The organism is Streptomyces sp. NPDC037054, assembly GCF_055606745.1.
Genome location: NZ_JBVJSJ010000005.1, coordinates 369521 through 396509, shown reverse-complemented (window position 1 = coordinate 396509; position 26989 = coordinate 369521). Strand labels below are relative to the sequence as shown.

Below are 26989 nucleotides of genomic sequence, written 5' to 3'. Positions count from 1 at the left end.
CCATGCGGTCATGACTGAGATCACGATCAGCGCGGCCCGTTCCCAGCTCGGCGACCTCGTCCGCCGTGCGGCGCACAATCGCGAGACCATCGCGCTCACCGACCACGGGCACGTGGCCGCGCTGCTTGTGTCCCCTCAGGTGATAGAGGATCTCGAGGATGCCCTGGCGGTCGCCGACTATCAGCGGCGCAAGGCGGAGGGCACGCTCGGGGAGGGCATTCCCATGGCCGAGGTCCGCCGGCGGCTGGGGCTTGAGCGCCGGTGACCTACGAGATCATCTTCGAACCGCACGCCCTCGACGCGGCAACGCGGTTCCTGAAGGACGACCCCAAGGGCTTGGCCGTCACGCTGGACGCGATCGACGAACTGGCGGACAACCCGCGCCCCGTGCACTCAACCGCCTACGGCCCTGACATCCGCCGCCTGCGCGTCGGCGACTACCGCGTCCTGTACCTCATTGACGACGGCGTCATCCGCATCCTGGTGCCCCACCTCGGCCGTACCCCCTGACCTCGATCACCCCTCCTTGCGGGCCACCGCGAACACGCGGCGGAACGGGAACGGGGTGCCGTAGGGGCCCGGTGGGTACGCCTCGCGCAGTGCGGATCGGTACTCGGCGACGAACGCGTCCCGTTCCGCCGGGTCGGACGACAGGGCGTCGAGGACGGGGCGCAGGCCGGTGCCCCTGACCCAGTCGAGGACGGGGTCCGTGCCCTGGAGCAGGTGGCCGTACGTCGTCTCCCACACGTCGGCGGCGCAGCCGAGGCCGGTGAGGCGGGCGAGGTAGGCCTCGGGGGTGAGGACGGCGTCGTCGTGGCGCAGGACGCCGGTGAGGCGGTGGCGCCATCGCGGGGAGTCGGCGAGGTCGCGCATCAGGCGGTGGCTGGGGGCGTCGAAGTTGCCGGGGACCTGGAAGGCGAGGGTGCCGCCGGGGGCGAGGTGGGCGATCCACTCGGCGAAGCGGTCGGCGTGCCCGGGGACCCACTGGAGGGTCGCGTTGCTGACGATCAGGTCGTGGGGCTCGGCGGGGGTCCAGGTGCGGACGTCGGCGGGCGCGAAGCCGAGGACGCCGCCGCCCGGGGTGGGACCGGCGTGCTCGTCGGCGCGGGTGAGCATCTCGGGGGAGTTGTCGTAGCCGGTGACGCGGGCGGTGGGCCAGCGGTCGGCGATCAGCGTCGTGACGTTGCCGGGGCCGCAGCCGAGGTCGGCGATGCGGGGCGGGTCGCCGGGGAGGTCCGGGACGCGGGCGAGGAGGTCGGCGAAGGGGCGGGCGCGGTGGCCGGCGTGACGCAGGTACTGGGCGGGGTCCCAGGTGGGGGCGGCGGGCATGGGGCTGTCCTCCGGGATGCCGGACGGGGCGGGTACCCCCAGCCTCACCCCCCATCCCTCTCGCCGCCAAGATACTTGACGTCAAGAGACTTCACGTCGACACAACCACTACACTGATCGTCATGGAGGACGAGGTCGATCGGCTGGTCGCAGCGTGGCGCCGGGAGCGCCCGGACCTCGACGTGGAACCGCTCGAGGTGCTCAGCCGCGTGAGCAGGCTGGCCCGGCACCTGGACCGCGCGCGCCGCCTGGCGTTCGCCGAGCACAGCCTGGAGCCCTGGGAGTTCGACGTCCTGACGGCGCTGCGGCGCGCGGGCACCCCGTACCAGCTCTCCCCCGGGCAACTGCTGACGCAGACCCTGGTCACCTCCGGCACGATGACGAACCGGATCGACCGGCTGGCGAAGAAGGGCCTGGTGGAGCGCCTCCCCGACCCGAGCGACCGGCGCGGCGTCCTGGTGCGGCTGACCGACGAGGGACGGGACCGCGCCGACCAGGCCCTGGCCGGGCTGCTGGAGCAGGAGCGCGCCATCCTCGCGGAGCTCTCCCGCGCCCAGCGCGCCGAACTCGCCGGCCTGCTACGCCAGCTGACCGCCCCGTTCGACAACATCCCCGGTTAGATCGACGGGCCCGACGCCGGCCCGCCTGGCCAGGGCGACCGCGGCGAGCGTGGAGTGGACGCCCAGCTTGCCCAGGACGTTCTGCATGTGGGTGCGCACCGTGTGCGGGGAGAGGTAGAGCCGCTCCGCGACGGCCTTGCGGCCCAGGCCGGCGACCATGCAGCGCAGCACCTCCCGCTCGCGCGGCGTCAGCGACTCCACCAGCCGCTCGCTCTCGGTGCGGTGCTTGCGGGCGGCGGTCAGCTCGCGCAGCACGCCGGTGAGCAGGGCCGGCGGCAGATGCGTCTCGTCGCGCAGCACGCCCCGGATGACGGTGAGCAGCCGGGACAGGGAGCAGTCCTTGGCCACCCAGCCCGAGGCGCCGGCCTGGAGGGCGAGCGCGGCGCGGCGCGGGTCGTCCTTCTCGGCGAGCACGACGGTGCGGACGTACGGCTGCGCGGAGCGCACCCCCGCGACCAGGGAGATCCCGTCGACCAGACCGTCCGCGTCGCCCTCGCGGACCGGAGCCGCCGGGCGCGCCCCGGGCACCTTGCCGCCGAGGTCGGCGTCCACGAGCAGCACGTCGAAGCGGCGTCCCTCGCCCGCCGCCCACTCCAGGCAGCGCAGCGCCGCGGGGCCGCTGCCGGCCGCGGACACCTCGACGTCGGGTTCGGCGGCCAGGGCCGCGGCGAGCGACTCGGCGAAGATGCGGTGGTCGTCGACGACCAGGACCCGGATGCGAACCACGAAACCCCCTTCCGCCGCAGCCGCACAGCGGCCGCCGTGCGGAAACTGCTACCCCCACTTCGGGCCCCGTACCCGCCGGCCCGCCCCCACCTCGGCGCCGGCCCCCACCGGCGCGCTGTTCATCAGAGTACGGACGGGGCCGGGGAGCGGAAGCCTCTTTGCCAAACTGTCCCGGGGCCGCGTTTATGGTGTGCCGCATGTTTCGTTTCGAGACAGAAGTCGACAAGGCCCGACGTGATCTGCTCCGGGCGCGGCTGCGGGACACGAACACGGCCGCGTCGCCGGTCCTGCGCGCCCTGCGCGGCGGCCCCGGCGAGCGCGAGACGCCGCTGCACGTCTGGGCCCTGGACGCCGAGGGCGGCCTCGCGGGCGGGCTGGTCGGCCACACCTGGGCGACCTGGCTGCACGTGACGTACCTGTGGGTCGACGCACGGCACCGCGGCGCGGGCCTGGGCGCCGGGCTCCTCGCCCGCGCCGAGCGGACCGCCCGCGAGGAGCGCGGCTGCGGCTCGGCGCGCGTGGAGACGTGGGACTTCCAGGCGCCCGGCTTCTACCGGAAGCAGGGGTACGAGGTGGTGTGCGTGATCCCCGACTATCCGCCGGGGATCACGGAGTACACGCTGACGAAGCGGCTGGGCTGACCGCCGCTTCCCCGGGCGCGCCCGTCTCAGCGCACCCGGTGCGCGCCCGGCGCGGGCACGGCCTCGAAGACCCGCGGGGCCGTGAAGCCGGACGCCGCGAAGGCCTCCTCGACGGCCTTCGTGATCGCCTCGACGTCGGCCTCCTCCGCCAGCACGATCGCCGAGCCGCCGAAGCCGCCGCCCGTCATGCGGGCCCCGAGGGCGCCGGCGGCGAGGGCCGTGTCGACGACCAGGTCCAGCTCCGGGCAGGAGATGCGGAAGTCGTCGCGCAGCGAGGCGTGGCCCTCGACCAGCACCGGGCCGATCGCGCGCGTCCCGCCCGACTCCAGCAGGGCGACGACCCGCTCCACGCGCTGGTCCTCCGTGACCACGTGACGCACCAGGCGGCGCACCTCCTCCTCGTCGCCGAGGCGGTCCAGCGCCGCGTCCAGCCCGTCGTACGGGACGTCCCGCAGGGCGTCGACGCCCAGCAGGGCCGCGCCCTTCTCGCAGCCGGCCCGGCGCTTGCCGTACTCGCCCTCGCTGTGGGAGTGCTTGACCTGCGTGTCGACCACGAGCAGGCGCATGCCCTCGGCCGCCAGGTCGAAGGGGATCTGACGCTGGGACAGGTCGCGGGTGTCGAGGAAGAGGGCGTGGCCCTCCTCGCAGCACGCCGACGCGGTCTGGTCCATGATGCCGACCGGGGCGCCGACGTAGACGTTCTCCGCGCGCTGGCACAGGCGGGCCAGCTGCCAGCCGCGCAGGCCGAGTCCGTACAGGTCGTTGAGCGCGAGGGCGACGACGACCTCCAGGGCCGCCGACGAGGACAGGCCCGCGCCCGCCGGGACGGTCGAGGCGAGGTGGATGTCCGCGCCGGTCACCGTGTGTCCGGCCTCGCGCAGCGCCCACACCACGCCCGCCGGGTACGCCGTCCAGTCCTTGTCCGACTCGGGGGCGAGGGCGTCCGGGCCCAGCTCCACCACGCCGCCCCGCACGTCCTGCGAGTGCAGGCGCAGGACGCCGTCGGTGCGGCGGGAGACGGCGGCGACCGCGGTGTGCGGCAGCGCGAACGGCATGACGAAGCCGTCGTTGTAGTCGGTGTGTTCGCCGATGAGGTTGACGCGGCCCGGCGCCGCCCACACCCCTTCCGGCGCGGACCCGTACAGCTCGGCGAACCGCTCGGCGACCGCGTCGGCAACAGCCTCGCTCATGCCCTGACCCCTGACCTTCCGTACGTTCTAGTTGCCGGCGCGCCGGCCGGCGTGCTTCTGCGCGAACTCCCACGCGTCCGCGACGATCCCCGCGAGGTCCGCGCGGGACGGGTTCCAGCCCAGCTTCTCGCGCGCGGTGCCGGCGGACGCGACCAGCACGGCCGGGTCGCCGCCGCGGCGGGGGGCGACCACCTCGGGGACGGGGTGGCCGGTGACCTGGCGGACCGTCTCGATCACCTCGCGGACCGAGAAGCCGTTGCCGTTGCCGAGGTTGCAGATGAGGTGCTCGCCCGGGGCCGCCGCGGCCAGCGCCAGCAGGTGGGCCTCGGCGAGGTCGGCGACGTGGATGTAGTCGCGCACGCAGGTGCCGTCCGGCGTCGGGTAGTCGTCGCCGAAGACGGAGATGGCCTCGCGCCGGCCCTGGGCGACCTGGAGGACCAGCGGGATGAGGTGCGACTCGGGGTCGTGCCGCTCGCCGTACGCGCCGTACGCGCCCGCCACGTTGAAGTAGCGCAGCGACACCGCGCCCAGGCCGTGCGCCGCCGCCTCGCCGGTGATCATGTGGTCGACGGCGAGCTTGGAGGCGCCGTAGGGGTTGGTCGGTCGCGTGGGGGCGGTCTCGACGATCGGGACCTCGTCCGGCTCGCCGTAGGTCGCGGCGGTGGAGGAGAACACCAGCTTGCGGACGCCGGCCGTGCGCATGGCCTGGAGCAGGGCCATGGTGCCGCCGACGTTGTTGTCCCAGTACTTCTCGGGCTTCACGACGGACTCGCCGACCTGGGAGAACGCGGCGAAGTGCAGCACTCCGTCGAAGGAGGCGTCCAGCCACTTGGCGGCGTCGCGGATGTCGCCCTCGACGAACGCGGCACCGGCGGGCACGCCCTCGCGGAAGCCGGTGGAGAGGTTGTCGAGGACGACGACCTCGTGGCCCGCCTCCAGCAGGTGCTGGGCGACCACGCTGCCGACGTAACCCGCGCCGCCCGTCACCAGGTACTTCCCGCTCATGAACTCGCTACCTCTCGCAGTCGCTCTGCCGCGCGCTCCGGCGGCACGTCGTTGATGAACACGTTCATGCCGGACTCGGAACCCGCGAGGAACTTCAGCTTGCCGGAAGTGCGGCGGATGGTGAAAAGCTCGAGGTGGAGCGCGAAGTCGTCGCGCGTGACGCCGTCGAACTCGTCCAGCGCGCCGAACGGCGCCTGGTGCCAGGCGGCGATGTACGGGGTGGGGGGCTCGCCCTCGCCGAAGATCCGGTCGAAGCGCCGCAGGAGTTCCAGATAGACCCGGGGGAACTCCGCGCGCGCCGCCTCGTCTAGCCCGAGCAGGTCCGCCACCCGGCGCTTCGGGTAGAGGTGCACCTCGTACGGCCAGTGCGCCGCGTACGGCACGAACGCCACCCAGTGTTCACCCTCAAGGACGACCCGCTCGTCGGCGAGTTCGCGCGCCAGCACGGCGTCGAACAGGTTCTCCCCGCCCGTCGCCTCCTTGTGGGCCGCGAGTGAACGGAGCATCAGGGCGGTGCGCGGAGTGGTGAACGGGTAGGCGTAGATCTGCCCGTGCGGGTGACCCAGTGTCACGCCGATCTCGGCGCCGCGGTTCTCGAAGCAGAACACCTGCTCAACGGAGGGCACATGCGACAGCTCCACCGTGCGGTCCGTCCACGCGTCGAGGACGAGTCGCGCCTGCTCCTCGCCGAGGTCGGCGAAGGAGGCGTTGTGGTCGGAGGTGAAGCAGACGACCTCGCAGCGGCCGGAGTCGCCCGCCAGGGACGGGAAGCGGTTCTCGAAGACCACCACGTCGTACGAGGAGTCGGGGATCTCGCTCAGCCGGTCGCCCGCCGAGGGGCACAGCGGGCACTCGTCGGCCGGGGGGTGGTAGGTGCGGCCCTGGCGGTGCGAGGCGACGGCGACGCTGTCGCCGAGCAGCGCGTCACGGCGGACCTCGGACGTGGTGACGGTCCGCTCCAGCGGGCGGCGGTCGACCGCGCCGCGCACGGTGTCGTCACGCAGGTCGTAGTAGATCAGCTCGCGACCGTCGGCCAGCCGGGTCGAGGTCTTCTTCACGCCGGACTCCTCGTTCGAGCCGCATCGGGCTGCCACATGCTTCAAACATAACCCAACATACCAAAACACAACTCACCAAGGAAGCACGCACATCACAATCAAACAAAGAGCACCATCGGAAGTGTTCAATTACTGAAGGCGGAGGCGTAGGTTCCGCACCGGATCAGTTCGCGCAACGAAGCGAGTGATGAATGGAAACCCCCACATATCTGGCCGCGGAGCTGCGGCTCCCCACGAACTGGCTCGACTACACGATCCTCGGCATCTACTTCGTCGTCGTCCTCGGCATCGGCTTCGCCGCCCGCCGGTCGGTGAAGACCAGCCTCGACTTCTTCCTCTCCGGGCGCTCCCTGCCCGCCTGGGTCACCGGTCTCGCCTTCATCGCCGCCAACCTCGGCGCCACCGAGATCCTGGGCATGGCCGCCAACAGCGCGCAGTACGGCGTCTACACCACCCACTGGTACTGGATCGGTGCCATCCCCGCGATGGTCTTCCTGGGCCTGGTGATGATGCCGTTCTACTACGGCTCCAAGGTCCGGTCGGTCCCCGAGTTCCTGCTGCTGCGCTTCGACAAGGCGGCCCACCTGCTGAGTTCGGTCCTGTTCGCCTTCGCCGCCATCCTGATCGCCGGCGTCAACCTGTACGCCCTCGCGATCGTCGTCGAGGCGCTGCTCGGCTGGCCCGAGTGGGTGGCCATCGTCGTCGCCGGCTTCTTCGTGCTCGCCTACATCACCCTCGGCGGCCTGTCCTCCGCGATCTACAACGAGGTCCTGCAGTTCTTCGTGATCCTCGCCGCGCTCATCCCGATCACGGTGCTCGGCCTGAAGAGCGTCGGCGGCTGGGACGGGCTGTCCGACTCGCTGACCCAGTCGCGCGGCGCCGACTTCATGACCTCGTGGGGCGGCACCGGCATCGGCAGCGACAACCCGCTCGGCGCCAACTGGCTGACCATCGTCCTCGGCCTCGGCTTCGTGCTGTCCTTCGGCTACTGGACGACGAACTTCGCCGAGGTGCAGCGCGCGCTGTCCGCGAAGAACCTCTCCGCCGCCCAGCGCACCCCGCTGATCGCCGCGTTCCCGAAGATCTTCATCGTCTTCCTGGTGATGATCCCGGGCCTGGTCGCGGCCGTGCTGGTGCCGAAGATCGGCACGCCCGGCTCCGACCTCCAGTACAACGACGCCATCCCCTACCTGATGGAGCAGTTGCTGCCCAACGGTGTGCTGGGCATCGCGGTGACCGGTCTGCTGGCCGCGTTCATGGCGGGCATGGCGGCGAACGTGTCGTCCTTCAACACCGTGTTCACGACCGACATCTGGGCGAAGTACGTGGTCAAGGGCCGCGAGGACGGCTACTACGTGCGGTTCGGGCGGATCATCACCGCGATCGGCGTGCTCGCCTCGATCGGCACGGCGTTCCTGGCGTCGTCGTTCTCGAACATCATGAGCTACCTCCAGACGCTGTTCTCCTTCTTCAACGTCCCGATGTTCGTCGTCTTCATCATCGGCATGTTCTGGAAGCGCGCCTCCATGAAGTCCGGCTTCTGGGGTCTGCTCGCCGGCACGACGGCCGCGATGGTGAACTACTTCTGGTTCTACAAGCAGGGCGTCATCGACATCCCCTCCGACCAGGGCGCCAACTTCGTCTCCGCGATCGCCGGATTCGTCGCCGGCGCGGTCGTCATGGTGGCCGTCTCGCTGTTCACGAAGCCGAAGCCGGCCGAGGAACTCCAGGGACTGGTGTACGGCACCACCTCGCCCGGCATGTCCGAGCCGCCCGCCACCGGCGACGACGCCTGGTACCGCAAGCCGGCCCTGCTGGGCTGGGGCGCGGTCATCCTCGCCGCCGCCTGCTACATCCCGTTCTCGTTCTGATCGCGGGAGGATGGAGAGACCATGTCCCAGCACTACTCCGAGAAGGACGTCCACCGGGAGGTCTCCGAGCTGGAGACCAAGTCGACCACGGCCGCGCGGCTGTTCGACATCCGGCGGATCATCGGCGGGCTGTTCGTGCTCTACGGCGTGATCGTGACGATCGCGGGCCTCACGGCGTCCGACGCCGACATCGACAAGGCCGAGGGCGTCAACATCAACCTGTGGACCGGGCTCGGGATGCTCCTGCTCGGCCTGTTCTTCCTGGCCTGGCTGAAGCTCAGGCCGGTGGCTCCGCCGACGCCGGACCTCGTGCCGGAGGACAAGGAACGGGAGTGACGCCGTCGGCCTGACCCCGGCGTCACGGCGGGGGCCCGGTGTCCGGCAGGGCGCCGGGTCCCCGCACCGGGCCCGCCCTGTCCAGCAGGCCCGTCCGCGCCGCGAGGGCCGCCGCCTCCAGGCGGGAGCCCACCCCCAGCTTCATCAGGACCCGCTGGACGTGGGTGCGGGCCGTGGACGGGGCGATGCCCATGCCGGCGGCGATCACGCGGGTGTCCTCGCCGTCGGCGACCCGGACCAGGACCTCGACCTCCCTCGGCGTGAGCATCTGGAGCAGGCGCCGGCCCTCGTCGTCCGGCTGGGCGGCCGGGTTGAGCAGCTCACTGAAGGCGCCCTGCAGCAGCTGCGGAGCGATCGCCGCCTCCCCCGCCCGCGCCTTCATGATCGCCCGCTCGACGCCCTCGATGCGCTCGTCGTGCCGCACGTACCCCGACGCCCCGGCGGCGAAGGCCGCCGCGATGCCGCGCGGGCTGGGCACCGGGCCCAGCACCACCACCGCGACCTGCGGACGCTCCCGCTTGATCCGCGCCACCGGGTCGAAGATGCCCGGCTCCGCCGGTGTCGCCGTCCCCAGCAGGCACACCTCCGGCGCCCGGCCGATCACCAGCTCCGCCGCCCCGGTGGTCGGCGCCGCCGCGGCCAGCACCCGGTGCCCGCGCAGCTTCAGCGCCGAGGCCAGCGCCTCGGCGAGCAGACGGTGGTCGTCGACCACCATGAGCCGCACTCCCATCGAGCAACCCCCCAGTCCCCCCAGCGGACCCTCGTGGGTCCCACTATGAACGCCCCACCGTGAATCCCCCAGTGTGGAAGCGTCAGTGCCCCCGGAAGCTACACGCAACTTCCGCCCCGCGCTGCCCCTACCGGCGACAAAGACCCGGACACGCGACCGCGGCCCCGCACCCTGGACGGGTGCGGGGCCGCGGTGGTGACCGGTGAGCGATCAGTTCGTACCGAACGCGACCACCAAGTACTCCTCGTCGCCCGAGATGGGTCGCCTGTTGCTGGCGTACACCGCCGACATGTAGAAGCGGCCCTGGTGGAACAGCAGCTCCGCGTAGTCCGGGAGCAGGCTGGTCTCCGCGTCGCGCACCGACTTCGTCGACGGGTTCTCCAGCAGCGTCGTCTGCTTGAAGGAGCCGCCGTCGATGCTGACGACCTGGCCGCCCTTGTCGTAGGGCGGGCGCTTGTACGCCAGGAGGTTGGCGCCGTCCATGCGCAGCGGGGTGATCGAGTAGCCGTCGCCCGCGTCGGCGCGCTGGCCGGTCGTCTTGCCGGTGGCCAGGTCGAAGGCGACGATCTCGTTGGTGCGGCCCAGCTCGCCGTCGCCGTCGTGCTCCTCGGTCGGCACGTACAGCCGGTCGTTGCCGACGGCGAGCATCAGGCAGTGCTCGATGCGGGAGATGCCGTCGCACTTGGCGGCGTACTGCTCACCCGGCGCCGAGATGCGCGCCCGCAGCTTGCCGGTCTTGTTGTCGATGGAGAAGAAGTCCGAGATGCCGCTGCCGTCGCCCGCGGTGTCGCCGACGTCGGACGCGACCACCAGCGGCTCGGTGGAGACGATGCTGGCGTACTCGATGCCGGCCGCCATCTTGTACTCGGAGATCACCTTCCCGGACTTCGGGTCGATGGTCTGGACGTGCAGCTGACGGTTGTCGTAGGAGCCGCACTTGCGGAGCGCGACCAGCTTCTCGCCGCCGCCGTACCCGGCGTCGTAGCAGGAGTCGGTCGGCTTCGGGCTCCAAAGCGTCTTGCCGGACGCGATGTCGAAGGCGCCGCCGCCGCTGGTGCCGCCCACGGCGACCGTGCTGCCGCTGACGGTGACGTTGTCGAAGCGGACGTCCTGGTCACCGGTCTTGAGGGTCTTCGTCCACAGCTTCTTGCCGGCGGCCAGGTCGATCGCCGCGACCTGGCTGCACCCGTGCGAGGGGTCGGCCTTGGTCGGCATGGCGGGCTGGAAGGTGACCGCCGTCCTGTTGTCCTCGGTGACGTGCTTGCTGGCCTGGCAGACCGGGCCGGGCAGGTCGATCGTCCACAGCTTGGTGCCCTTGACGGGGTCGTAGCCGACGATCTCGGCGACGCCGCTCTTGGCGTACACCTTGTCGGTGGCCCACGAGCCGGAGACGACGACGCTGCTGTCGCCCTTGACCTCGGGCGCCGGCACCTGGAAGAGGACCTTGGAGCTCGGATCGGACGGCACCTTCTCCTTGCCGCCCGTCGAGCCGCCGCCGCCCGGGGCGGAGCCGCCCTTCGGGTTGGTGCCCCCGGTGCCCCCGCTGGAGTTCGCGGTGTCGTTCTTGCCGTCGTCCTTGCCGGACGCGTACCAGATGCCACCGCCGACGATCAGGGCGATCGCGACGACGGCGGCCACGATGATGGCCACCTGTGAGTTGATCCTCCGGCCGCCGCCGGGCACCTGCGGCTGCTGCGGCATGGTGGGCGGCTGCGGGTAACCGTAGCCGGGCTGCTGGCCGTAGGCGCCGGGCTGACCGTAGGCGCCGGGCTGGCCGTACCCGCCCGGCTGCTGGCCGTACGCGCCGGGCTGGCCGTAGGCCGGGGTGCTCGGCGGGGTCCCCGGCGCCTGGGGCTGGGGCGCCTGCGGGTAGCCGTAACCGGGCTGCTGCTGAGGCTGCTGCGGCTGCTGCGGGGCCTTGCCGAGGTCGGGTCCGCCGGAGGGCGGGCCCTGCGGCGGCTGCGGCGGCGGGTCCTGCGGCGGGCCGAAACCTCCCCCGGGCGGGGGCTGGTTGGGCGGCGGGGGCGGCTGAGTCATGGCGTGAGCACCTCGGAAGACGGGTCGAGCGGCGGACGGAAGGGGAGAAGTCGGGTCACTTGCCGTAGGCGAGCATCAACTTCTCCTTGGCGTCGTCGTTTCCGTTGAGCCGGCTGGTCGAGATGTAGAAGCGGCCGTCGACCCAGTCGATCTGCTTGGAGAAGAAGCCGTTCTCGATGTCGGCGGTGCCTTCCGGGTTCTGCAGCAGCTTCGTGGGCGCGCCGCCGCCGGACCCGATGGACACGATCTGGCCGCCGGCGTCGTACGACGGCTGCACGTACGCGACGAGCTTGCCGCCCTCGGCCTTGACCGGCAGCATCGTCTCGTCCGCCGGGGACTTGACGCGCCACTTCTCCTTGCCGGTGTCCAGGCTGATCGCCACGATCTCGTTGGCGCTCGCCGTCGCCTTGGTGGGCAGGTAGAGCGTGTTGGCGTCGGCGGCCACGCCCAGGCAGCCCTGGAGGTCGCGCGTCAGGATGGCCCAGCCGCACTCGGGAGCGAAGTCCTCGTCGACCTTCACCTGCGAGCGGAACCTGCCGCCGTCGCCGATGGTGGAGATGTTCCAGGCCTTCTTGTCCTTGTTGGTGCTGTAGACCACCAGCGGGTCCACCGAGTACGTGCGCTCGACCCGCCAGCCCTTGTCGAACTTCTGGGTCCACTTGGCCTGGCCCGTCTTCGGGTCGAGCTCCTGCACCTCGTCGTGCTCGTTGGAGGTGCTCGCGCCGCAGGACGACACGGCGACGAGCTTCTCGCCGCCCGCGAACGCGGTCGGGAAGCAGGCGTCGCCGTACTTCTTCTTGTCCCACAGCTTCTTGCCGGAGTTCACGTCGTACGCCGTGCCGGACTGGGAGCGGCCCACCATCAGCGTGTCGCCCGTGATGGTCAGTCCGAGCGAGAGCGTGGAGTCGAACAGGCCGCCCTCGGCGACCTCGCCCTCCCAGCCCTTCTCACCGGTGTTGAGGTCGATCTGCTGGAGCTGGTTGCACTTGGCGCGGTCGCTGCTGCCGCTCATGTACGCGACGACGATCTTGTCGTCGGACGTCTTCTGCGGCGTCGTCGCGCAGATCTTCTGCGGGAAGGTGATCGGGTCCCAGGTGGGCTTGCCGTCGCCGACGTTGTACGCGAAGAGCTGCTTGTACGCCGGCTTCACCGCGGTCTTGTCGGTGATCCACAGGCCCTCGGCCTCGGCACCGGAGCCGGGAGCGTCGGGCGCCTCCTTGTACCAGAGGACCTTGGCCTCGCCGGCCTTGCGGCCCGCGTTGAGGTCCTCCGGGTCCTCGCCACCGTCGCCGCTGCCGTCACCGGGGTTGACCGGAGCGCCGGACGCCGAGGGCTTCGGGTCGTCGCTCTTGCCCGCGACCGGCTTGCCGTCCTTCTTCTCGTCGTCGCCGCCGGTCACGGCGAACACCGTGCCGCCGATGACGAGGAGCGCCGCGACCGCGCCGCCCACGACGAGCGCCGTCTTGTTCCTGAACGGGTTGCGCGAGCCGGGCGGCGGTGTGCCGGGCGCACCGGGGTACTGCGGCTGCTGCGGGTAGCCGTACCCGGCGGGCTGGCCGTACGGCCCCGGCTGCTGAGGCTGGCCGTAGGGGCCGGAGTTGTAGGGGCCGGGCTGGCCGTAGGGGCCCGGCTGGCCGGGCTGCTGCGGGTAGCCGTAGCCGGGCTGCGGCGCCCCGGGCGGGGTCCCCGGAGGCGGCGGAGTGCCGGGCGCGCCCTGCGGGGGCGGCGGGGTCGGTGCCCCGAAGCCTCCCTGCGGCGGCGGATCCTGCGGTGCTCCGAAACCGCCGTGCGGCGGTTGGTTGGGCGGCTGAGTCATCAGCTCGTTCCCCCTCTACTCACTGATTTTTAGCCACGCCCTGAGGTACGGAAGCGCCACTCAGAGTCGTACTCAGACAGTTCTGGTCGGTTCTCGGTCGGCTCTTTCTATCACCGGCTCCGACATACCACGGGGCCGGATCCTGCCCTGTTCCCAAGGGAGGACCGGCCCGTGATGCCCTTGTTACGTCCCTTCACGCGCCCTTCACGGACGGCTACGCGTCCTCCGCGAGTTCCAGCCAGCGCATCTCGAGCTCCTCGCGCTGACCGGCCAGCTCCCGCAGCTCCGCGTCCAGTTCGGCCACCTTCGCGAAGTCTGTCGCGTTTTCGGCGATCTGCGCGTGGAGGCGGGACTCCTTCTCGGAGATCTTGTCCAACTGCCGCTCGATCTTCTGGAGTTCCTTCTTCGCGGCGCGCTGGTCGGCGGCGCTCTTCTCGGGGGCGGCCGAGGTGTCGGTCCTGGTGGCGACCGGGCCGGCGGCGGCCGCGGCCTCCTCCATGCGCCGGCGGCGCTCCAGGTACTCGTCGATGCCGCGCGGCAGCATCCGCAGGGTGCCGTCGCCGAGCAGCGCGAACACCCGGTCCGTGGTGCGCTCGACGAAGAACCGGTCGTGGGAGATGACGATCATCGAGCCGGGCCAGCCGTCGAGGACGTCCTCGAGCTGGGTGAGGGTCTCGATGTCGAGGTCGTTGGTGGGCTCGTCGAGGAAGAGGACGTTGGGCTCGTCCATGAGCAGGCGCAGCAGTTGGAGCCGGCGCCGCTCACCGCCGGACAGGTCGCCGACCGGCGTCCACTGCTTCTCCTTGCCGAAGCCGAACGTCTCGCACAGCTGCCCGGCGGTCATCTCGCGGCCCTTGCCGAGGTCGACGCGCTCCCGCACCGCCTGCACGGCCTCCAGGACCCGCCAGGCGGGGTCGAGTTCGGCGACCTCCTGGGAGAGGTAGGCGAGCTTCACGGTCTTGCCGACGCGGACGCTGCCGCCGACGGGCTGCGTCTCGCCCTGGGTGCGGGCGGCGTCGGCCATGGCGCGCAGCAGGGTCGTCTTGCCGGCGCCGTTCACGCCGACGAGGCCGACGCGGTCGCCGGGGCCGAGCTGCCAGGTGACGTGCTTGAGGAGCACCTTGGGGCCGGCCTGGACGGTGACGTCCTCCAGGTCGAACACGGTCTTGCCGAGCCGTGAGGAGGCGAACTTCATCAGCTCGCTCGTGTCGCGGGGCGGCGGCACGTCCTTGATCAGCTCGTTGGCGGCCTCGACGCGGAAGCGCGGCTTGGAGGTCCGCGCGGGTGCGCCGCGCCGCAGCCAGGCCAGTTCCTTGCGGACCAGGTTCTGCCGCTTGACCTCCTCGGTGGCGGCGATGCGCTCGCGTTCGGCGCGGGCGAAGACGTAGTCGGAGTAGCCGCCCTCGTACTCGTGGACGACGCCGCGCTGGACGTCCCACATGCGGGTGCAGACCTGGTCGAGGAACCAGCGGTCGTGGGTGACGCAGACCAGCGCCGAGCGGCGCTCGCGCAGGTGTCCGGCGAGCCAGGCGATGCCCTCGACGTCGAGGTGGTTGGTGGGCTCGTCGAGGACGATCAGGTCCTGCTCCTCGATGAGGAGCTTGGCGAGCGCGATGCGGCGCCGCTCGCCGCCGGACAGCGGGCCGATGACGGTGTCCAGGCCCTTGGGGAAGCCGGGCAGGTCGAGGCCGCCGAACAGACCGGTGAGGACGTCCCTGACCTTGGCGTCGCCCGCCCACTCGTGGTCGGCCATGTCGCCGATGACCTCGTGCCGCACGGTCGCGGCGGGGTCGAGGGAGTCGTGCTGGGTGAGCACGCCGAGGCGCAGCCCGCCGGAGTGCGTGACGCGGCCGGAGTCGGCGTCCTCCAGCTTGGCCAGCATCCGGATGAGGGTGGTCTTGCCGTCGCCGTTGCGGCCGACGACGCCGATGCGGTCCCCTTCCGAGACGCCGAGCGAGATGCCGTCGAGGAGGGCACGGGTGCCGTAGACCTTGCTGACGTTCTCGACATTGACCAGGTTGACGGCCATTTTTCTCCTGCGCAGGGGGGTCGGTCAGCCTCCCAGCGTAGTGTGCGCCGGTCGGGTGACGGGCCGGGAACCGGTGGGGCCCGGGTGCGGTGGCCTCGGCGGCCGGGTGGCCGGGGCGGGTGGCCTGGGTGGGGTTACAGCACGATCGCTCCGGGCGCCGGTCCGGACGCCGTGCGGACGGTGCGGCAGGTGCCGGAGGCGCGCAGCGCGTCCGCGATCCGCGCCGCCGACTCCGCGTCCCGGGCGAGGTACGCCGTGGTCGGGCCCGAGCCGGACACCAGCGCGGTGAGCGCTCCGGCGGCGCGGCCCGCGGCGAGGGTGTCGGCGAGCTGCGGGAAGAGGGAGAGCGCGGCGGGCTGGAGGTCGTTGGAGACGGCGGCGGCGAGCGCGTCCGGGTCGCCCTTGGCGAGGGCGTCGAGGAGGTCCTGGCAGGCGACGGGGTCGGGGACGTCCCGGCCCTCGGCCAGCCGGTCGAACTCGCGGAAGACGGCCGGGGTGGACAGGCCCCGCCCGGCCATCGCGAACACCCAGTGGAAGGTGCCGCCGACGTCCAGCGCGGTCAGTCTCTCGCCGCGTCCGGTGCCGAGGGCGGCGCCGCCGACCAGGCTGAACGGCACGTCGCTGCCGAGTTCGGCACAGATGTCGAGGAGTTCCTCGCGGGAGGCGCCGGTGCCCCACAGGGCGTCGCAGGCGAGCAGCGCGCCCGCGCCGTCCGCGCTGCCGCCCGCCATGCCGCCGGCGACGGGGATGTCCTTGGCGATGTGGACGTGCACGGCGGGCGCCCGGCCGTACCGGGCGGCGAGCGCCTCGGCGGCGCGGGCGGCCAGGTTGGTGCGGTCGAGCGGCACCTGGCCGGCGTCCGGGCCCGCGCAGGTGACGCGGAGCTCGTCGGCCGGGGTGACGGTGACCTCGTCGTAGAGGCCGACCGCGAGGAAGACGTTGGCCAGGTCGTGGTAGCCGTCGGGGCGGGCGGCGCCGACTCCGAGCTGGACGTTGACCTTGGCGGGGACGCGGACGGTGACGCTCACGGCTGACCGGGCTCCTCGTGCTGGGCGGCGGCCTCGTGCGGCTCGGCGGCGTGCTGGGCGGCTGCCTTGTGCTCGGCGATGCGGGCGAACTCCTCGACGGTGAGGGACTCGCCGCGGGCCTGCGGGGAGACCCCGGCGGCGACGAGGGCCGCCTCCGCGGCGGGCGCCGACCCGGCCCAGCCGGCGAGGGCGGCGCGCAGGGTCTTGCGGCGCTGCGCGAACGCGGCGTCCACGACCGCGAAGACCTCCTTGCGGGAGGCGGTGGTCTTCAGCGGCTCGGCGCGGCGGACCAGGGACACCAGTCCGCTGTCGACGTTCGGCGCGGGCCAGAAGACGTTGCGGCCGATCGCGCCGGCCCGCTTGACCTCGGCGTACCAGTTGGCTTTCACGGACGGCACGCCGTACACCTTCGAGCCGGGGGCGGCGGCGAGGCGGTCGGCGACCTCGGCCTGGACCATCACCAGGGTGCGCTCGATGCTCGGGAAGGTCTCCAGCATGTGGAGCAGGACGGGCACGGCGACGTTGTAGGGGAGGTTCGCGACGAGGGCGGTCGGGGCCGGGCCGGGCAGCTCGGTGACCTGCATGGCGTCGCGGTGCACGAGCGCGAAGCGGTCGGCGCGGTCCGGCATGCGGGCCTCGATGGTGGCGGGCAGCGCGCCGGCGAGCACGTCGTCGATCTCGACGGCGGTGACGCGGTCGGCGGCCTCCAGCAGCGCGAGGGTGAGGGAGCCGAGCCCCGGGCCCACCTCGACGACGACGTCGTCGGGGCGGACGTCGGCGGTACGGACGATACGGCGGACGGTGTTCGCGTCGATCACGAAGTTCTGGCCGCGCTGCTTGGTGGGACGCACACCGAGGGCGCCGGCGAGCTCACGCACGTCGGCGGGCCCGAGGAGGGCGTCGGGGGTGGGGCTGGTCACGGGACAAGGGTACGGGGCGCGGGCGGGCGCCTTCGCCGGTGTCGCCCGCGGTCCCCCTGCGCCGGCGTCGGCGGGGGCCGGCTTCGGCGACGCGGGTGCCCGGCCGGCCGCTCACCCCGCTCAGCCGTGCAGGCGGCTGCCGCAGTGCGGCCACGGACTGGCGCCCTGCCGTTTGTAGAGCAGCTTCGCCCGGTACGTCTGCTCCGCCGGTGAGGCGTCCTGCGGGCGGCCGGTGCCGCCGAGCGACTGCCAGGTCTGGCGGTCGAACTGGTAGAGGCCGCCGTACGTCCCCGAGGGGTCCACCGCGTCGGGCCGTCCGCCCGACTCGCACCGGGCGAGCGCCGGCCAGTTCAGGCCGTCCGCCCCGCCGACCGACCGCGGCTGCGGCTTCGTGCCGACCCGCACCAGCTGCGACCGCGGCTCGCGCACCACCTCGGAGCCGGTGCGGCGCGGCTTCTGCCGGACGCCGTTGACGGTGCGCACGGCGTACGTGACCCGCAGCACGCCCGGCCGGCCGGCGCGCTCGACGACCTCCGTGCCGCGGAACAGGGAGGGGTCCTCCACCCGCCGCACCCGGTACGGGATCGCCTCCTCGCGGATCTCCTTGCCCGAGGTGATCCGCAGCACGGTCACCGTCTGTCCGTCGCGCGGGAAGGCGTCCTGGGGCACGGACGTCGTGTCCTGCCCGCGCAGTGTCACCCCGGCCGCCTCGACGGCCTCGCGCACGGTCGCGGCGTTGGTGCGGATCGTCCGGGCGCGGCCGTCGGCCAGGATCGTCACCGTGCGTTCGGTGCGCACGTCGAGCGCGAGGCCCGTACGCCCGATGCGCCGGGAGCGCGACGCCGAGAGGTAGGCGCCCTCGGCGCGCACCCCGAGCTGGCGGAGCGCCCCTTCGACGGTGGGCTCCGTCGTCCACACCTCGCGGCGGTGGCCGTCGATGGTGAGCCGCACGGGGCGCCCGTAGCGCACGACGACCTCGTCGCCGTCGTCCAGTTCCGCGCCGGGCGCGGGCGCCACCACGTCGTGGGAGTCGACCCGCAGGCCCTCCTCGGCGAGGAGTTCACCGACGTCGTCGGCGAAGGTGTGCAGGGTGCGGGTGCGGCCGTCGACGCTGAGCTCGATCGCCTTGTCCTTGGCCACGAACGCGCTCGTGCCGCCGGCGAGGAAGGCGACGACCAGCGCCTGCGGCAGCAGGCGGCGCAGGGGACCGCCCTCCGCGCGCTCGGCGGAGCGGGCCCTGCGCCGGCGCCCCGACGGCGGTCTGCCGTGCGGGCCCGTGCCGGACGGGTCCGTGTGGTCCGGATCCGTGTCGTACGGGTCCGTGTCGTACGGACCCGTCTCGTACTGCGTATCGCTCACGCCGACGCTCCAAGGCCGATGAGCCGGACCGGAGGGGGTCCGGACCGATCCGGGCCACAGAGGGGTCTCCGGATCGGGGCCAGAACCTAGTGGAGCGACGGTCACTCTCCAAAGCGACGCGCGTACCCTCAGTAGCCGAACGCCCGTGCCGTGTTCGCCGCCAGCGCCGTCGCCAGGGCGTCCTCCCCGATGCCGCGCACGGCGGCCATCGCCCGTACGGTGACCGGCACGAGATACGGCGCGTTCGGCCGTCCGCGGTAGGGCACCGGTGTCAGGAACGGCGCGTCCGTCTCGACGAGGACCAGCTCCAGCGGCGCCACGGCGAGGGCGTCGCGCAGGTTCTGGGCGTTCTTGAAGGTGACGTTGCCGGCGAAGGACATGAAGTACCCGGCGCGGGCGCAGACTTCGGCCATCTCGGCGTCGCCCGAGTAGCAGTGGAACACCGTCCGCTCGGGCGCGCCCTCCTCCTTCAGCACGCGCAGCACGTCCGCGTGGGCGTCGCGGTCGTGGATGACGAGGGCCTTGCCGTGCCGCTTGGCGATCTCGATGTGGGCGCGGAAGGACCTCTCCTGCGCCTCCTTGCCCTCGGGGCCGGTGCGGAAGTGGTCGAGGCCGGTCTCGCCGACGCCCTTGACCTGCTCCAGCGCGGCCAGCCGGTCGATCTCGGCGAGCGCCTCGTCCAGGGCGGCGTCCCCGCCGGGCTCGCGGGCGCCCTGCCGGGACCAGCCGTCGGGGTCGCCGTGCACGATGCGCGGGGCCTCGTTGGGGTGCAGGGCGACGGTGGCGTGGACGGCGTCGTACGCGGCGGCCGTCTCGGCGGCCCAGCGGGAGCCGGCGATGTCGCAGCCGACCTGCACGACCGTCGTCACCCCGACCGACGCGGCCTTCGCGAGGGCCTCCGCCACCGTGCCGGACTGCATGTCGAGGTGGGTGTGGGAGTCGGCGACGGGCACCCGGAGCGGCTCCGGCAGGGGCGGCGCGGCGTTCTTCTCGGCCGGGTCGGCGGCGTTGGCAGGCATGCCCCGATCCTACGAAAGCCCTCCGGCGGACAGACGGGGCAGCCATCGCCCGTACGCCCTCGCCACACCCGCCGACCTCGGCCCCGCCGACCTCGGCCCCGCCGGCCGCAGACCCCGCGACCTCGGACCCGCCGGCCTCGGACCCGCCGGCCTCAAAACTCGCGGCCCCAGGGGCGTCCCCGGGACCCGGCGGTCCCGGCCGGCCGACGCGGCAGAAGTCGCCCCGCGACCTCGGCCCCGACCGCCCGGCCCACCGCCGCCCCCGCAGGAGGCGGCGCCCCGCGACCTCCGACCCCGCCGGCCCCGCGACCTCGTCGCCCGTCGGCCTTGGGGCCCGGCAGTCCCGGCCGGCCGACGCGGCAGAAGTCACCCCGCGGCCCCGGGCCCCGACCACCCCGTCCCCGGCGCCCGGCCCACCGCCGCCCCGCCGGAGGTGGAGGACCCGGCGAACCCGGCAGCCTCCGCCCCCGTCGCCCCGCCGCCCCCGCCGCCTCAGCCCGCCGCGTTCTTCGCCGCCACCACCGCGTCGAACACCTCGCGCTTGGGCAGGCCCGCCTCGGCGGCGACGGCGGCGATGGCCTCCTTGCGGCGCTCGCCCGCTTCCTCGCGCACCCGGACCCGGCGCACCAGTTCGGCGGCGTCGAGTTCCTCGGGGCCCTTGTCGGGGGCACCCTCCACGACGACGGTGATCTCCCCGCGCACACCCTCGCGCGCCCAGTCGGCCAGCTCGCCCAGCGGGCCGCGCCTGACCTCCTCGTACGTCTTGGTCAGCTCCCGGCAGACGGCGGCGCGCCGGTCGGGGCCGAAGGCCTCGGCCATCGCGGCGAGGGTGTCGTCGAGGCGGTGCGGCGCCTCGAAGTAGACGAGGGTGCGGCGCTCCCCGGCGACCTCGCGCAGCCGGGACAGCCGCTCGCCGGCCTTGCGCGGCAGGAAGCCCTCGAAGCAGAACCGGTCGACGGGCAGCCCGGACAGCGCGAGGGCGGTGAGCACGGCGGAGGGGCCCGGCACGGCGGTGACCCGGATGTCCTTCTCGACGGCCGCGGCCACGAGCCGGTAGCCGGGGTCGGACACGGACGGCATCCCGGCGTCGGTGACGAGCAGCACGCGCGCGCCGCTCACGAGTTCCTCGACGAGTTCGGGTGTGCGGGCGGACTCGTTGCCCTCGAAGTACGACACGACGCGCCCCTTGGGCGTGACGCCGAGCGCCTGCGTGAGGCGGCGCAGCCGGCGGGTGTCCTCGGCGGCGACCACGTCGGCGCCGGCCAGCTCGGCGGCGAGCCGGGGCGGGGCGTCCTGGACGTCGCCGATGGGAGTGCCCGCCAAAACAAGGGTTCCAGTCACGTTTCCATCCTCGCAGGGGCGCCGCCCGGCGCACGCATCCGGACCAGTACGGGGCATGCGCGGGACTCGCGCGGAAGGGTTCCCTACGATGGCGCGGTGACCAGTACCGCGTCCTCCACGGACATCCGGCAGGACCAGGAACCGCGCGACGAGCAGCCGTCCTGGCAGCAGCGGCTGCGCCGTTTCGGACACACGGCCCGGCCGGCGGGTGACGTCCGGGACCGGCTGGTGCCGCCGTACAACGAGCCGAGCCCCCGGATGTGGGCGGCGCTCGGCCTGCCGAAGCCGCTCACCTCGCGGCTGACGCGCTGGTCGGGCTGGCTCGGTCCGCTGCTCGTCACGCTGCTGGCCGGGGTGCTCCGGTTCTGGAACCTGGGCAGCCCGAAGGCGGTGATATTCGACGAGACGTACTACGCGAAGGACGCGTGGGCGCTGGTCCACCGCGGCTTCGAGGTCAACTGGGACAAGAACGCCAACGACCTGATCCTGTCGACGGGCGGCGACGTGCCGATCCCGGCGGACGCGGCGTACGTCGTGCATCCGCCGGTCGGGAAGTACGTCATCGGGCTCGGCGAGCTGATGTTCGGCTTCGACCCGTTCGGCTGGCGCTTCATGACGGCGGTGCTCGGCACGCTGTCCGTCCTGATGCTGTGCCGCATCGGGCGGCGCCTGTTCCGCTCCACGTTCCTCGGCTGCCTGGCGGGCGCGCTGATGGCGGTGGACGGGCTGCACTTCGTGATGAGCCGCACCGCGCTGCTCGACGGGGTGCTGATGTTCTTCGTGCTGGCGGCGTTCGGCTGCCTGGTGATCGACCGGGACAAGGCCCGCGAGAGGCTCGCCGCCGCGCTGCCCGCCGACGAGGAGGGCGGGGTCCGGCCCGACGCGCACACGGCGGAGACGACGTCGCTGCTGTGGCGGCCGTGGCGCTGGGCGGCGGGCCTCATGCTGGGCCTGGCGATCGGCACGAAGTGGAACGGCCTCTACGTGATGGTCGCGTTCTGCGTGATGACGGTGCTGTGGGACGTCGCCTCCCGCCGGGTGGCGGGCGCGCGGCAGCCGTACACGGCGGTGATCCGGCACGACCTGGGCCTGGCGTTCCTGGCGACGGTGCCGGTGGCGATCGCCACGTACATCGCGTCCTGGACCGGCTGGATCATGTCGGCGACGAACGGCAAGGGCGGCTACTACCGCAACTGGGCCGCCACCGACGGCAAGGACAGCGCCTGGTCGTGGCTGTTCCCCGACTGGTGGCGCAGCCTGTGGCACTACGAGGCGCAGGTCTACGAGTTCCACGTCGGCCTGTCCTCGCCGCACACCTACGAGTCGAACCCGTGGAGCTGGCTGGTCACCGGCCGCCCGGTGTCGTACTTCTACGAGTCGCCGGCCCCCGGCAAGGACGGCTGCCCGGTGGACGCCGGCGCGAAGTGCGCGCGCGAGGTGCTGGCGATCGGCACGCCGCTGCTGTGGTGGGTGGCGTGCTTCGCGCTGCTGTACGTCCTGTGGCGCTGGGCGTTCCGCCGCGACTGGCGGGCGGGCGCGATCGTCTGCGGGGTCGTGGCCGGATACCTGCCGTGGTTCCTGTACCAGGAGCGCACGATCTTCTACTTCTACGCGATCGTCTTCCTGCCGTTCCTGTGCCTGGCGGTGGCGATGCTCCTGGGCGCCCTGATCGGCCCGGACCGCTCCTCGGACACCCGCAGGGTGGCGGGCGCGACGACCACGGGAGTGCTGGTCCTGCTGATCGCCTGGAACTTCATCTACTTCTGGCCCCTCCACACCGGCACCGCCATCCCGATCGACGACTGGCGGGCGCGGATGTGGCTGGACACCTGGGTCTGAGACCGCGCGGGACAGGCTGACTTTCGGTCAACTTCACAGGGCACGTATCCCCTTCTGTCACTCCCTGCGCTTACAGTGCACACACAGGCGCCTTTTCTGAACATGTTCAAGAAGGTGCGGGGGTGGGGGAAACGGGGAGGGGCGCGTCATGCGCAAGGGGGTCAAGGTCGGCCTGGTCGGCGGGGTGTTCGCGGTGATGGTGGGCGGGGCCGGGTACGGCGCGTTCAACGTCGTGAGCGCGCTGAGCGGCGACGGGGGCGGGGGCGGCGGGATCGGGACGACGTCCGCGAAGTCCGGGACGCCGAGCGGGGACGAGGTGAGGGAGACCACCGGCAAGTTCTTCACCGCCTGGGAGAACGGCGACGCCGTGACCGCCGCGTCGTACACGAACAACGACGGCGCCGCCGAACCGCTGCTCACCGCCTACGGCGAGGACGCGCACATCACCGGCGTCCGCATCACGCCGGGCAGGGCGCGCGGCACGACCGTGCCGTTCACGGTCGATGCCAAGGTGTCCTACGACGGGAAGTCGAAGCCGCTGTCGTACGAGAGCGAGCTGACCGTCGTCCGCGGTGTCACCACCGGGCGGGCCCTGGTCGACTGGGAGCCGTCGGTCGTGCATCCCGAGCTGAGGGCGGGCGACACGCTCGTGACGGAGGAGTCGGCGAAAGCGCCGATCGAGGCCGTCGACCGCGGTGGCGCCGTCCTGACGAAGGAGAAGTACCCGTCGCTCGGGCCGGTCCTCGACCAGTTGCGCGACCGGTACGGCGACAAGGCGGGTGGCGAGCCCGGCGTCGAGCTGGTCGTCCGCCCCGCCGCCGAGGACGCCCCGGACACCCCGCTGCTGACCCTCGCCGAGGGCAGGCCCGGCAAGCTGCGCACGACGATCAGCGCGGGCGTGCAGGCGGCGGCCGAGAAGGCGGTGCGCGGACACGACGAGTCGTCCGTGGTGGCCGTCAAGCCCAGCACCGGCGAGGTCCTGGCCGTCGCCAACCACCGCGCGGACGGCTTCAACGCGGCGTTCCAGGGCCAGGTCGCGCCCGGCTCCACCATGAAGATCGTCACCGCCGCGATGCTCATCGACAACGGCGTGACCTCGATGAACGGCCCGGCGCCCTGCCCGGACACGGCGACCTGGCAGAGCCAGACCTTCAAGAACCTCTCGACCCTGCCGGCCAACGAGAACGCCACCCTCGCCAACAGCTTCCTGCGGTCCTGCAACACCGCCTTCGTCAAGCTCGTCGACGAGAAGCCGCTCACCGACGCCTCCCTGACGGCGGAGGCCGAGGAGCGCTTCGGGCTGGGCCGCGACAACTGGAAGACCGGCATCGCGTCCTTCGACGGCCGCGTCCCGGCGTCCGCCGGTCCCGACCGCGCGGCCAATGCCATCGGCCAGGGCCAGGTCCAGATGAGCCCGCTGAACGTGGCGTCCGTGACGGCGACCGCCATCACCGGCACCTTCCGCCAGCCCTACCTGATCTCGCCCGATGTCGACGACCGTCCCCTCGCCACCGCCAAGGACCTGCGGCCGGGCACCGTGGCCCAGCTCAAGCAGATGATGCGGCTCACCGCGACGCAGGGCACCGCCGCGGACGCCATGCGGGGCCTCGGCGGCGACATCGGCGCCAAGACCGGTTCCGCCGAGGTCGACGGGCAGACCGCGCCCAACAGCTGGTTCACCGGCTTCCGGGGCGACGTCGCGGCCGCGGCCATGGCGGAGCAGGGCGGCCACGGCGGCGACACGGCCGGCCCGATCGTCCGCGCGGTCCTGGCGGCGGGCTGACCTCGGGACGTACGGCGGCGGCCCGCCCCCGCGACGCGGCCCGGCCCCGGCACCCGGCACGCGCCTCCGCCCGTCCCGGTCGGCGGGCGGGGCGGGCGGGGGCGGGGCGGGAGTTTGACGGCACGCCCTAGTGTGGTCGCCGTCGTTGGACGTGAGGACAACGCGGCGGCACCAGGGGTCGTACGAAGGACGGACAGCAGTGGGCAACAGAAGACGCGTCGCCGAGCGGCGGTCCGCGCGGTACACGCGGTACATGAGGCAGCCGGCCGTGCTCGGCACCACGATCGCGGTGGTCGTCGTCGGCGCGGGCGCCGGCGGCTACGCGCTGTGGGGCGGGCAGGGCGACGAGGAGTCCGTGGTGAGGACCTTCAAGCCCGGCCCGCTGTCGTCGGAGGAGGTCACCACCGCCGCCCGGCGCTTCCTCACCGCCTGGCAGGACGGCAAGGTGTCCGAGGCGGCGAGGGCCACCGACGACCCCGAGGCGGCCGGCGCGATGCTCACCGCATTCGCGAAGGACGCCCGCGTCGAGGACGCCACGTTCACCCCGGGCCGGCCCCTGGACGACAAGCTTCCCTTCAAGGTGAAGGGCACGGTGAAGTACGACGACATCAGCAAGCCGCTCGGCTACGAGGGCGCGCTCACCGTGGTCCGCGCGAAGGACGGCAGGCCGCTCGTCGACTGGCAGCCCTCCGTCGTGCACCCCGACCTGCGGGACGGCGACCGGCTGGTCACCGGCGAGGCCGGCACCCCGCCGGTCAAGGCGCTCGACCGGGACGGCGACGAACTGACCGCCAAGAAGTACCCCTCGCTCGGCACGGTCCTGGACGGGCTGCGCGAGAAGTACGGCAAGACCGCCGGCGGCACGCCGGGCATCGAGCTGCGCGTGGCGCGCGGCAAGAAGTCCAAGGCCGCCGAGCTGGCCGACAAGACGCTGCTGGAGCTGAGCGAGGGCACGCCCGGCACGGTGAAGACCACGCTCAGCCCGGACCTCCAGGCCGCCGCCGAGAAGGAGGTCGCCGAGCGCAAGCGCGCCTCGGTGGTCGTGGTGCGGCCGTCGACGGGCGAGATCCTGGCCGTGGCGAACTCCTCGCACGGCTTCAACGTCGCCTTCCAGGGCTCGCTCGCGCCGGGCTCCACGATGAAGGTCATCACGTCGTCGCTGCTGATCGAGAAGGGCCTGGCGTCGGCGGACAAGAAGCACCCCTGCCCGAAGTACTTCAGCTACGGCGGCTGGAAGTTCCAGAACGACGACAAGTTCGAGATCAAGGACGGCACGTTCACGGCGAGCTTCGCCCGCTCCTGCAACACCGCCTTCATCAGCCAGGCCCCGAAGCTGAAGAACGACGACCTGACGAAGCAGGCCCAGGAGGTCTTCGGCCTCGGGCGCAACGACTGGGCGATCGGGGTGCCGTCGTTCGACGGCGCGGTGCCGGTGCAGTCGGCGGCGCCGATGGCCGCGTCCCTGATCGGGCAGGGCGGGGTGCGCATGAACCCGCTGAACATGGCGTCGGTCTCGGCGACCGTGCAGTCCGGCACGTTCCGCCAGCCGTACCTGGTGTCGCCCGACGTCGACGACCGCGAACTCGCCACGGCCTCACGCAAGTTGTCCGCGGACACCCTGAAACAGCTGCGGGGGCTGATGGCGTACACGGCGTCGTACGGCACGGCCGCCGAGGCGATGGCGGGGATCAGCGGCGGCGCCGCCAAGACGGGGTCGGCGGAGGTCGACAACCAGAAGAAGCCGAACGGCTGGTTCACCGCGTACAAGGGCGACCTGGCCGCGGCGGGCGTGGTGCAGCAGGGCGGTCACGGCGGCGAGACGGCGGGCCCGCTCGTCGCGGCGCTGCTGAAGGCCGGCAGCTGACGGGCGCGCAGGGCGGTCAGCCGGGCACGGTGTGCGCCGGTTCCGCGGTCGCCGTGTAGGTGCGCCGCAGGAACCGCAGCAGCGTCTTCGTCTCGAACTGCACCACCGAGCAGCCCTGCGCGGAGTGGAACTCGACGACGGCCTGCACGCGCCCGCAGGGCCACACCCGGACCGAGCCGCTCTCGGCGGGGGCGCGCAGCCCCTGTTCGAGCAGGGAGCGGGAGAAGGTCCATTCGCGCGAGCCGGACCCGGGCGGCAGGCCCACGTGCACGGCGCGGGGGTCCTCCTCGGGGTCGTAGCGCAGCGCCACGCGAACGGCGCCGCGGTCCTCGTCCGCACGGTCGTCGGTGTCCGTGACGATGTGGGCTCGTGCGTACTGTTCGACTACCGACATCGGACGGCCCCTTACGCTGCGCTACCTCTGTGGCAAACTCCGCACCCCGCCCTT

Annotated in this window: 24 protein-coding genes; 9 read left to right on the top strand and 15 right to left on the bottom strand. The window is 72.6% G+C overall.

All coding sequences use genetic code 11. The features are described 5' to 3' along the window. Window positions 1-10 precede the first annotated feature (10 nt). Both ACZ7D7_RS15250 and ACZ7D7_RS15245 read left to right on the top strand, forming a co-directional pair. Entirely contained in the window at window positions 11-265 is a 255-nt protein-coding gene (locus ACZ7D7_RS15250) for a type II toxin-antitoxin system Phd/YefM family antitoxin (protein WP_470824695.1), read from the top strand. Next, entirely contained in the window at window positions 262-510 is a 249-nt protein-coding gene (locus ACZ7D7_RS15245) for a type II toxin-antitoxin system RelE family toxin (protein ID WP_470824694.1), read from the top strand. Before ACZ7D7_RS15250 ends, ACZ7D7_RS15245 begins: the two co-directional genes overlap by 4 nt. 6 nt (window positions 511-516) lie before the next feature. On the opposite strand, the gene ACZ7D7_RS15240 is transcribed toward ACZ7D7_RS15245, so the two are convergent. Next, on the bottom strand, window positions 517-1329 hold the full coding sequence (locus ACZ7D7_RS15240; protein ID WP_470824692.1) for a trans-aconitate 2-methyltransferase: 813 nt from the start codon (window positions 1327-1329) through the stop codon (window positions 517-519). 122 nt (window positions 1330-1451) lie between these two features. Here ACZ7D7_RS15240 and tamR point away from each other — a divergent pair, with 122 nt between their 5' ends. Further along, window positions 1452-1949 carry a MarR family transcriptional regulator TamR gene (gene tamR, locus ACZ7D7_RS15235; protein ID WP_470824691.1) on the top strand — a complete coding sequence of 166 codons (498 nt, stop codon included), beginning with the start codon at window positions 1452-1454 and terminating at the stop codon, window positions 1947-1949. On the opposite strand, the gene ACZ7D7_RS15230 is transcribed toward tamR, so the two are convergent. Then, window positions 1908-2675, bottom strand: a complete 768-nt coding sequence (locus ACZ7D7_RS15230) for a LuxR C-terminal-related transcriptional regulator (protein ID WP_470824689.1) — start codon at window positions 2673-2675, stop codon at window positions 1908-1910. The two genes, tamR and ACZ7D7_RS15230, sit on opposite strands and share 42 nt — an antisense overlap. A 185-nt stretch (window positions 2676-2860) precedes the next feature. Here ACZ7D7_RS15230 and ACZ7D7_RS15225 point away from each other — a divergent pair, with 185 nt between their 5' ends. Next, complete coding sequence (locus tag ACZ7D7_RS15225; RefSeq protein ID WP_470824687.1) at window positions 2861-3316, top strand: GNAT family N-acetyltransferase; 456 nt, start codon at window positions 2861-2863, stop codon at window positions 3314-3316. A gap of 26 nt (window positions 3317-3342) precedes the next feature. Here ACZ7D7_RS15225 and galK read toward each other — a convergent pair whose 3' ends face one another. The 3 genes from galK to galT are packed head-to-tail and all read right to left on the bottom strand — an operon-like array spanning window position 3343 to window position 6569. Continuing rightward, on the bottom strand, window positions 3343-4506 hold the full coding sequence (gene galK, locus ACZ7D7_RS15220) for a galactokinase (protein ID WP_470824685.1): 1164 nt from the start codon (window positions 4504-4506) through the stop codon (window positions 3343-3345). Between the two features lie 27 nt (window positions 4507-4533). After that, window positions 4534-5511: a UDP-glucose 4-epimerase GalE gene (gene galE, locus ACZ7D7_RS15215; RefSeq protein WP_470824683.1), complete on the bottom strand. Its 978-nt coding sequence runs from the start codon at window positions 5509-5511 to the stop codon at window positions 4534-4536. Further along, window positions 5508-6569, bottom strand: coding sequence for a galactose-1-phosphate uridylyltransferase (gene galT / locus ACZ7D7_RS15210; protein ID WP_470824681.1), 1062 nt, complete (start codon window positions 6567-6569; stop codon window positions 5508-5510). Before galT ends, galE begins: the two co-directional genes overlap by 4 nt. A gap of 191 nt (window positions 6570-6760) precedes the next feature. Between galT and ACZ7D7_RS15205 the strand changes: the two genes are divergently transcribed. Beyond that, complete coding sequence (locus ACZ7D7_RS15205; protein WP_470824680.1) at window positions 6761-8440, top strand: sodium:solute symporter family protein; 1680 nt, start codon at window positions 6761-6763, stop codon at window positions 8438-8440. Between the two features lie 21 nt (window positions 8441-8461). Then, window positions 8462-8776 (top strand): hypothetical protein, encoded by a 315-nt coding sequence (locus ACZ7D7_RS15200; RefSeq protein ID WP_470824678.1) that lies wholly within the window; start codon window positions 8462-8464, stop codon window positions 8774-8776. A gap of 22 nt (window positions 8777-8798) precedes the next feature. Here ACZ7D7_RS15200 and ACZ7D7_RS15195 read toward each other — a convergent pair whose 3' ends face one another. The 9 genes from ACZ7D7_RS15195 to rsmI all read right to left on the bottom strand — a co-directional run bounded on the left by ACZ7D7_RS15195 (window position 8799) and on the right by rsmI (window position 21055). Then, window positions 8799-9506 (bottom strand): helix-turn-helix transcriptional regulator, encoded by a 708-nt coding sequence (locus ACZ7D7_RS15195; RefSeq protein WP_470824677.1) that lies wholly within the window; start codon window positions 9504-9506, stop codon window positions 8799-8801. Window positions 9507-9716: 210 nt separating this feature from the next. Next, the gene (locus tag ACZ7D7_RS15190) at window positions 9717-11543 is read right to left on the bottom strand and encodes an outer membrane protein assembly factor BamB family protein (protein ID WP_470824676.1); all 1827 of its coding nucleotides are present in this window, start codon (window positions 11541-11543) and stop codon (window positions 9717-9719) included. 55 nt (window positions 11544-11598) lie between these two features. Then, a complete protein-coding gene (locus ACZ7D7_RS15185; RefSeq protein WP_470824674.1) occupies window positions 11599-13359 on the bottom strand; it encodes an outer membrane protein assembly factor BamB family protein in 1761 nt (586 codons plus the stop codon). 214 nt (window positions 13360-13573) lie between these two features. Beyond that, window positions 13574-15388 carry an ABC-F family ATP-binding cassette domain-containing protein gene (locus ACZ7D7_RS15180; RefSeq protein ID WP_470824673.1) on the bottom strand — a complete coding sequence of 605 codons (1815 nt, stop codon included), beginning with the start codon at window positions 15386-15388 and terminating at the stop codon, window positions 13574-13576. A 134-nt stretch (window positions 15389-15522) separates the two neighbouring features. Next, window positions 15523-16416: a 4-(cytidine 5'-diphospho)-2-C-methyl-D-erythritol kinase gene (locus ACZ7D7_RS15175; RefSeq protein ID WP_470824672.1), complete on the bottom strand. Its 894-nt coding sequence runs from the start codon at window positions 16414-16416 to the stop codon at window positions 15523-15525. Beyond that, window positions 16413-17336, bottom strand: a complete 924-nt coding sequence (rsmA, locus tag ACZ7D7_RS15170; RefSeq protein ID WP_470824670.1) for a 16S rRNA (adenine(1518)-N(6)/adenine(1519)-N(6))-dimethyltransferase RsmA — start codon at window positions 17334-17336, stop codon at window positions 16413-16415. The genes ACZ7D7_RS15175 and rsmA overlap by 4 nt, the downstream gene beginning before the upstream one ends. Window positions 17337-17456: 120 nt before the next feature. Continuing rightward, entirely contained in the window at window positions 17457-18827 is a 1371-nt protein-coding gene (locus ACZ7D7_RS15165; RefSeq protein WP_470824837.1) for a ubiquitin-like domain-containing protein, read from the bottom strand. After that, entirely contained in the window at window positions 18824-19714 is an 891-nt protein-coding gene (locus ACZ7D7_RS15160; RefSeq protein WP_470824669.1) for a TatD family hydrolase, read from the bottom strand. Before ACZ7D7_RS15160 ends, ACZ7D7_RS15165 begins: the two co-directional genes overlap by 4 nt. Before the next feature lie 492 nt (window positions 19715-20206). Then, on the bottom strand, window positions 20207-21055 hold the full coding sequence (gene rsmI / locus ACZ7D7_RS15155; RefSeq protein ID WP_470824667.1) for a 16S rRNA (cytidine(1402)-2'-O)-methyltransferase: 849 nt from the start codon (window positions 21053-21055) through the stop codon (window positions 20207-20209). Between the two features lie 96 nt (window positions 21056-21151). Between rsmI and ACZ7D7_RS15150 the strand changes: the two genes are divergently transcribed. From ACZ7D7_RS15150 to ACZ7D7_RS15140, 3 genes are all read left to right on the top strand, one after another. Next, complete coding sequence (locus tag ACZ7D7_RS15150; RefSeq protein ID WP_470824666.1) at window positions 21152-22894, top strand: dolichyl-phosphate-mannose--protein mannosyltransferase; 1743 nt, start codon at window positions 21152-21154, stop codon at window positions 22892-22894. A gap of 148 nt (window positions 22895-23042) precedes the next feature. Next, the gene (locus ACZ7D7_RS15145; RefSeq protein WP_470824665.1) at window positions 23043-24677 is read left to right on the top strand and encodes a penicillin-binding transpeptidase domain-containing protein; all 1635 of its coding nucleotides are present in this window, start codon (window positions 23043-23045) and stop codon (window positions 24675-24677) included. A 199-nt stretch (window positions 24678-24876) separates the two neighbouring features. Beyond that, on the top strand, window positions 24877-26541 hold the full coding sequence (locus ACZ7D7_RS15140) for a penicillin-binding transpeptidase domain-containing protein (RefSeq protein ID WP_470824664.1): 1665 nt from the start codon (window positions 24877-24879) through the stop codon (window positions 26539-26541). A gap of 16 nt (window positions 26542-26557) precedes the next feature. On the opposite strand, the gene ACZ7D7_RS15135 is transcribed toward ACZ7D7_RS15140, so the two are convergent. After that, complete coding sequence (locus tag ACZ7D7_RS15135; protein ID WP_470824663.1) at window positions 26558-26935, bottom strand: SsgA family sporulation/cell division regulator; 378 nt, start codon at window positions 26933-26935, stop codon at window positions 26558-26560. Window positions 26936-26989 lie beyond the last annotated feature (54 nt).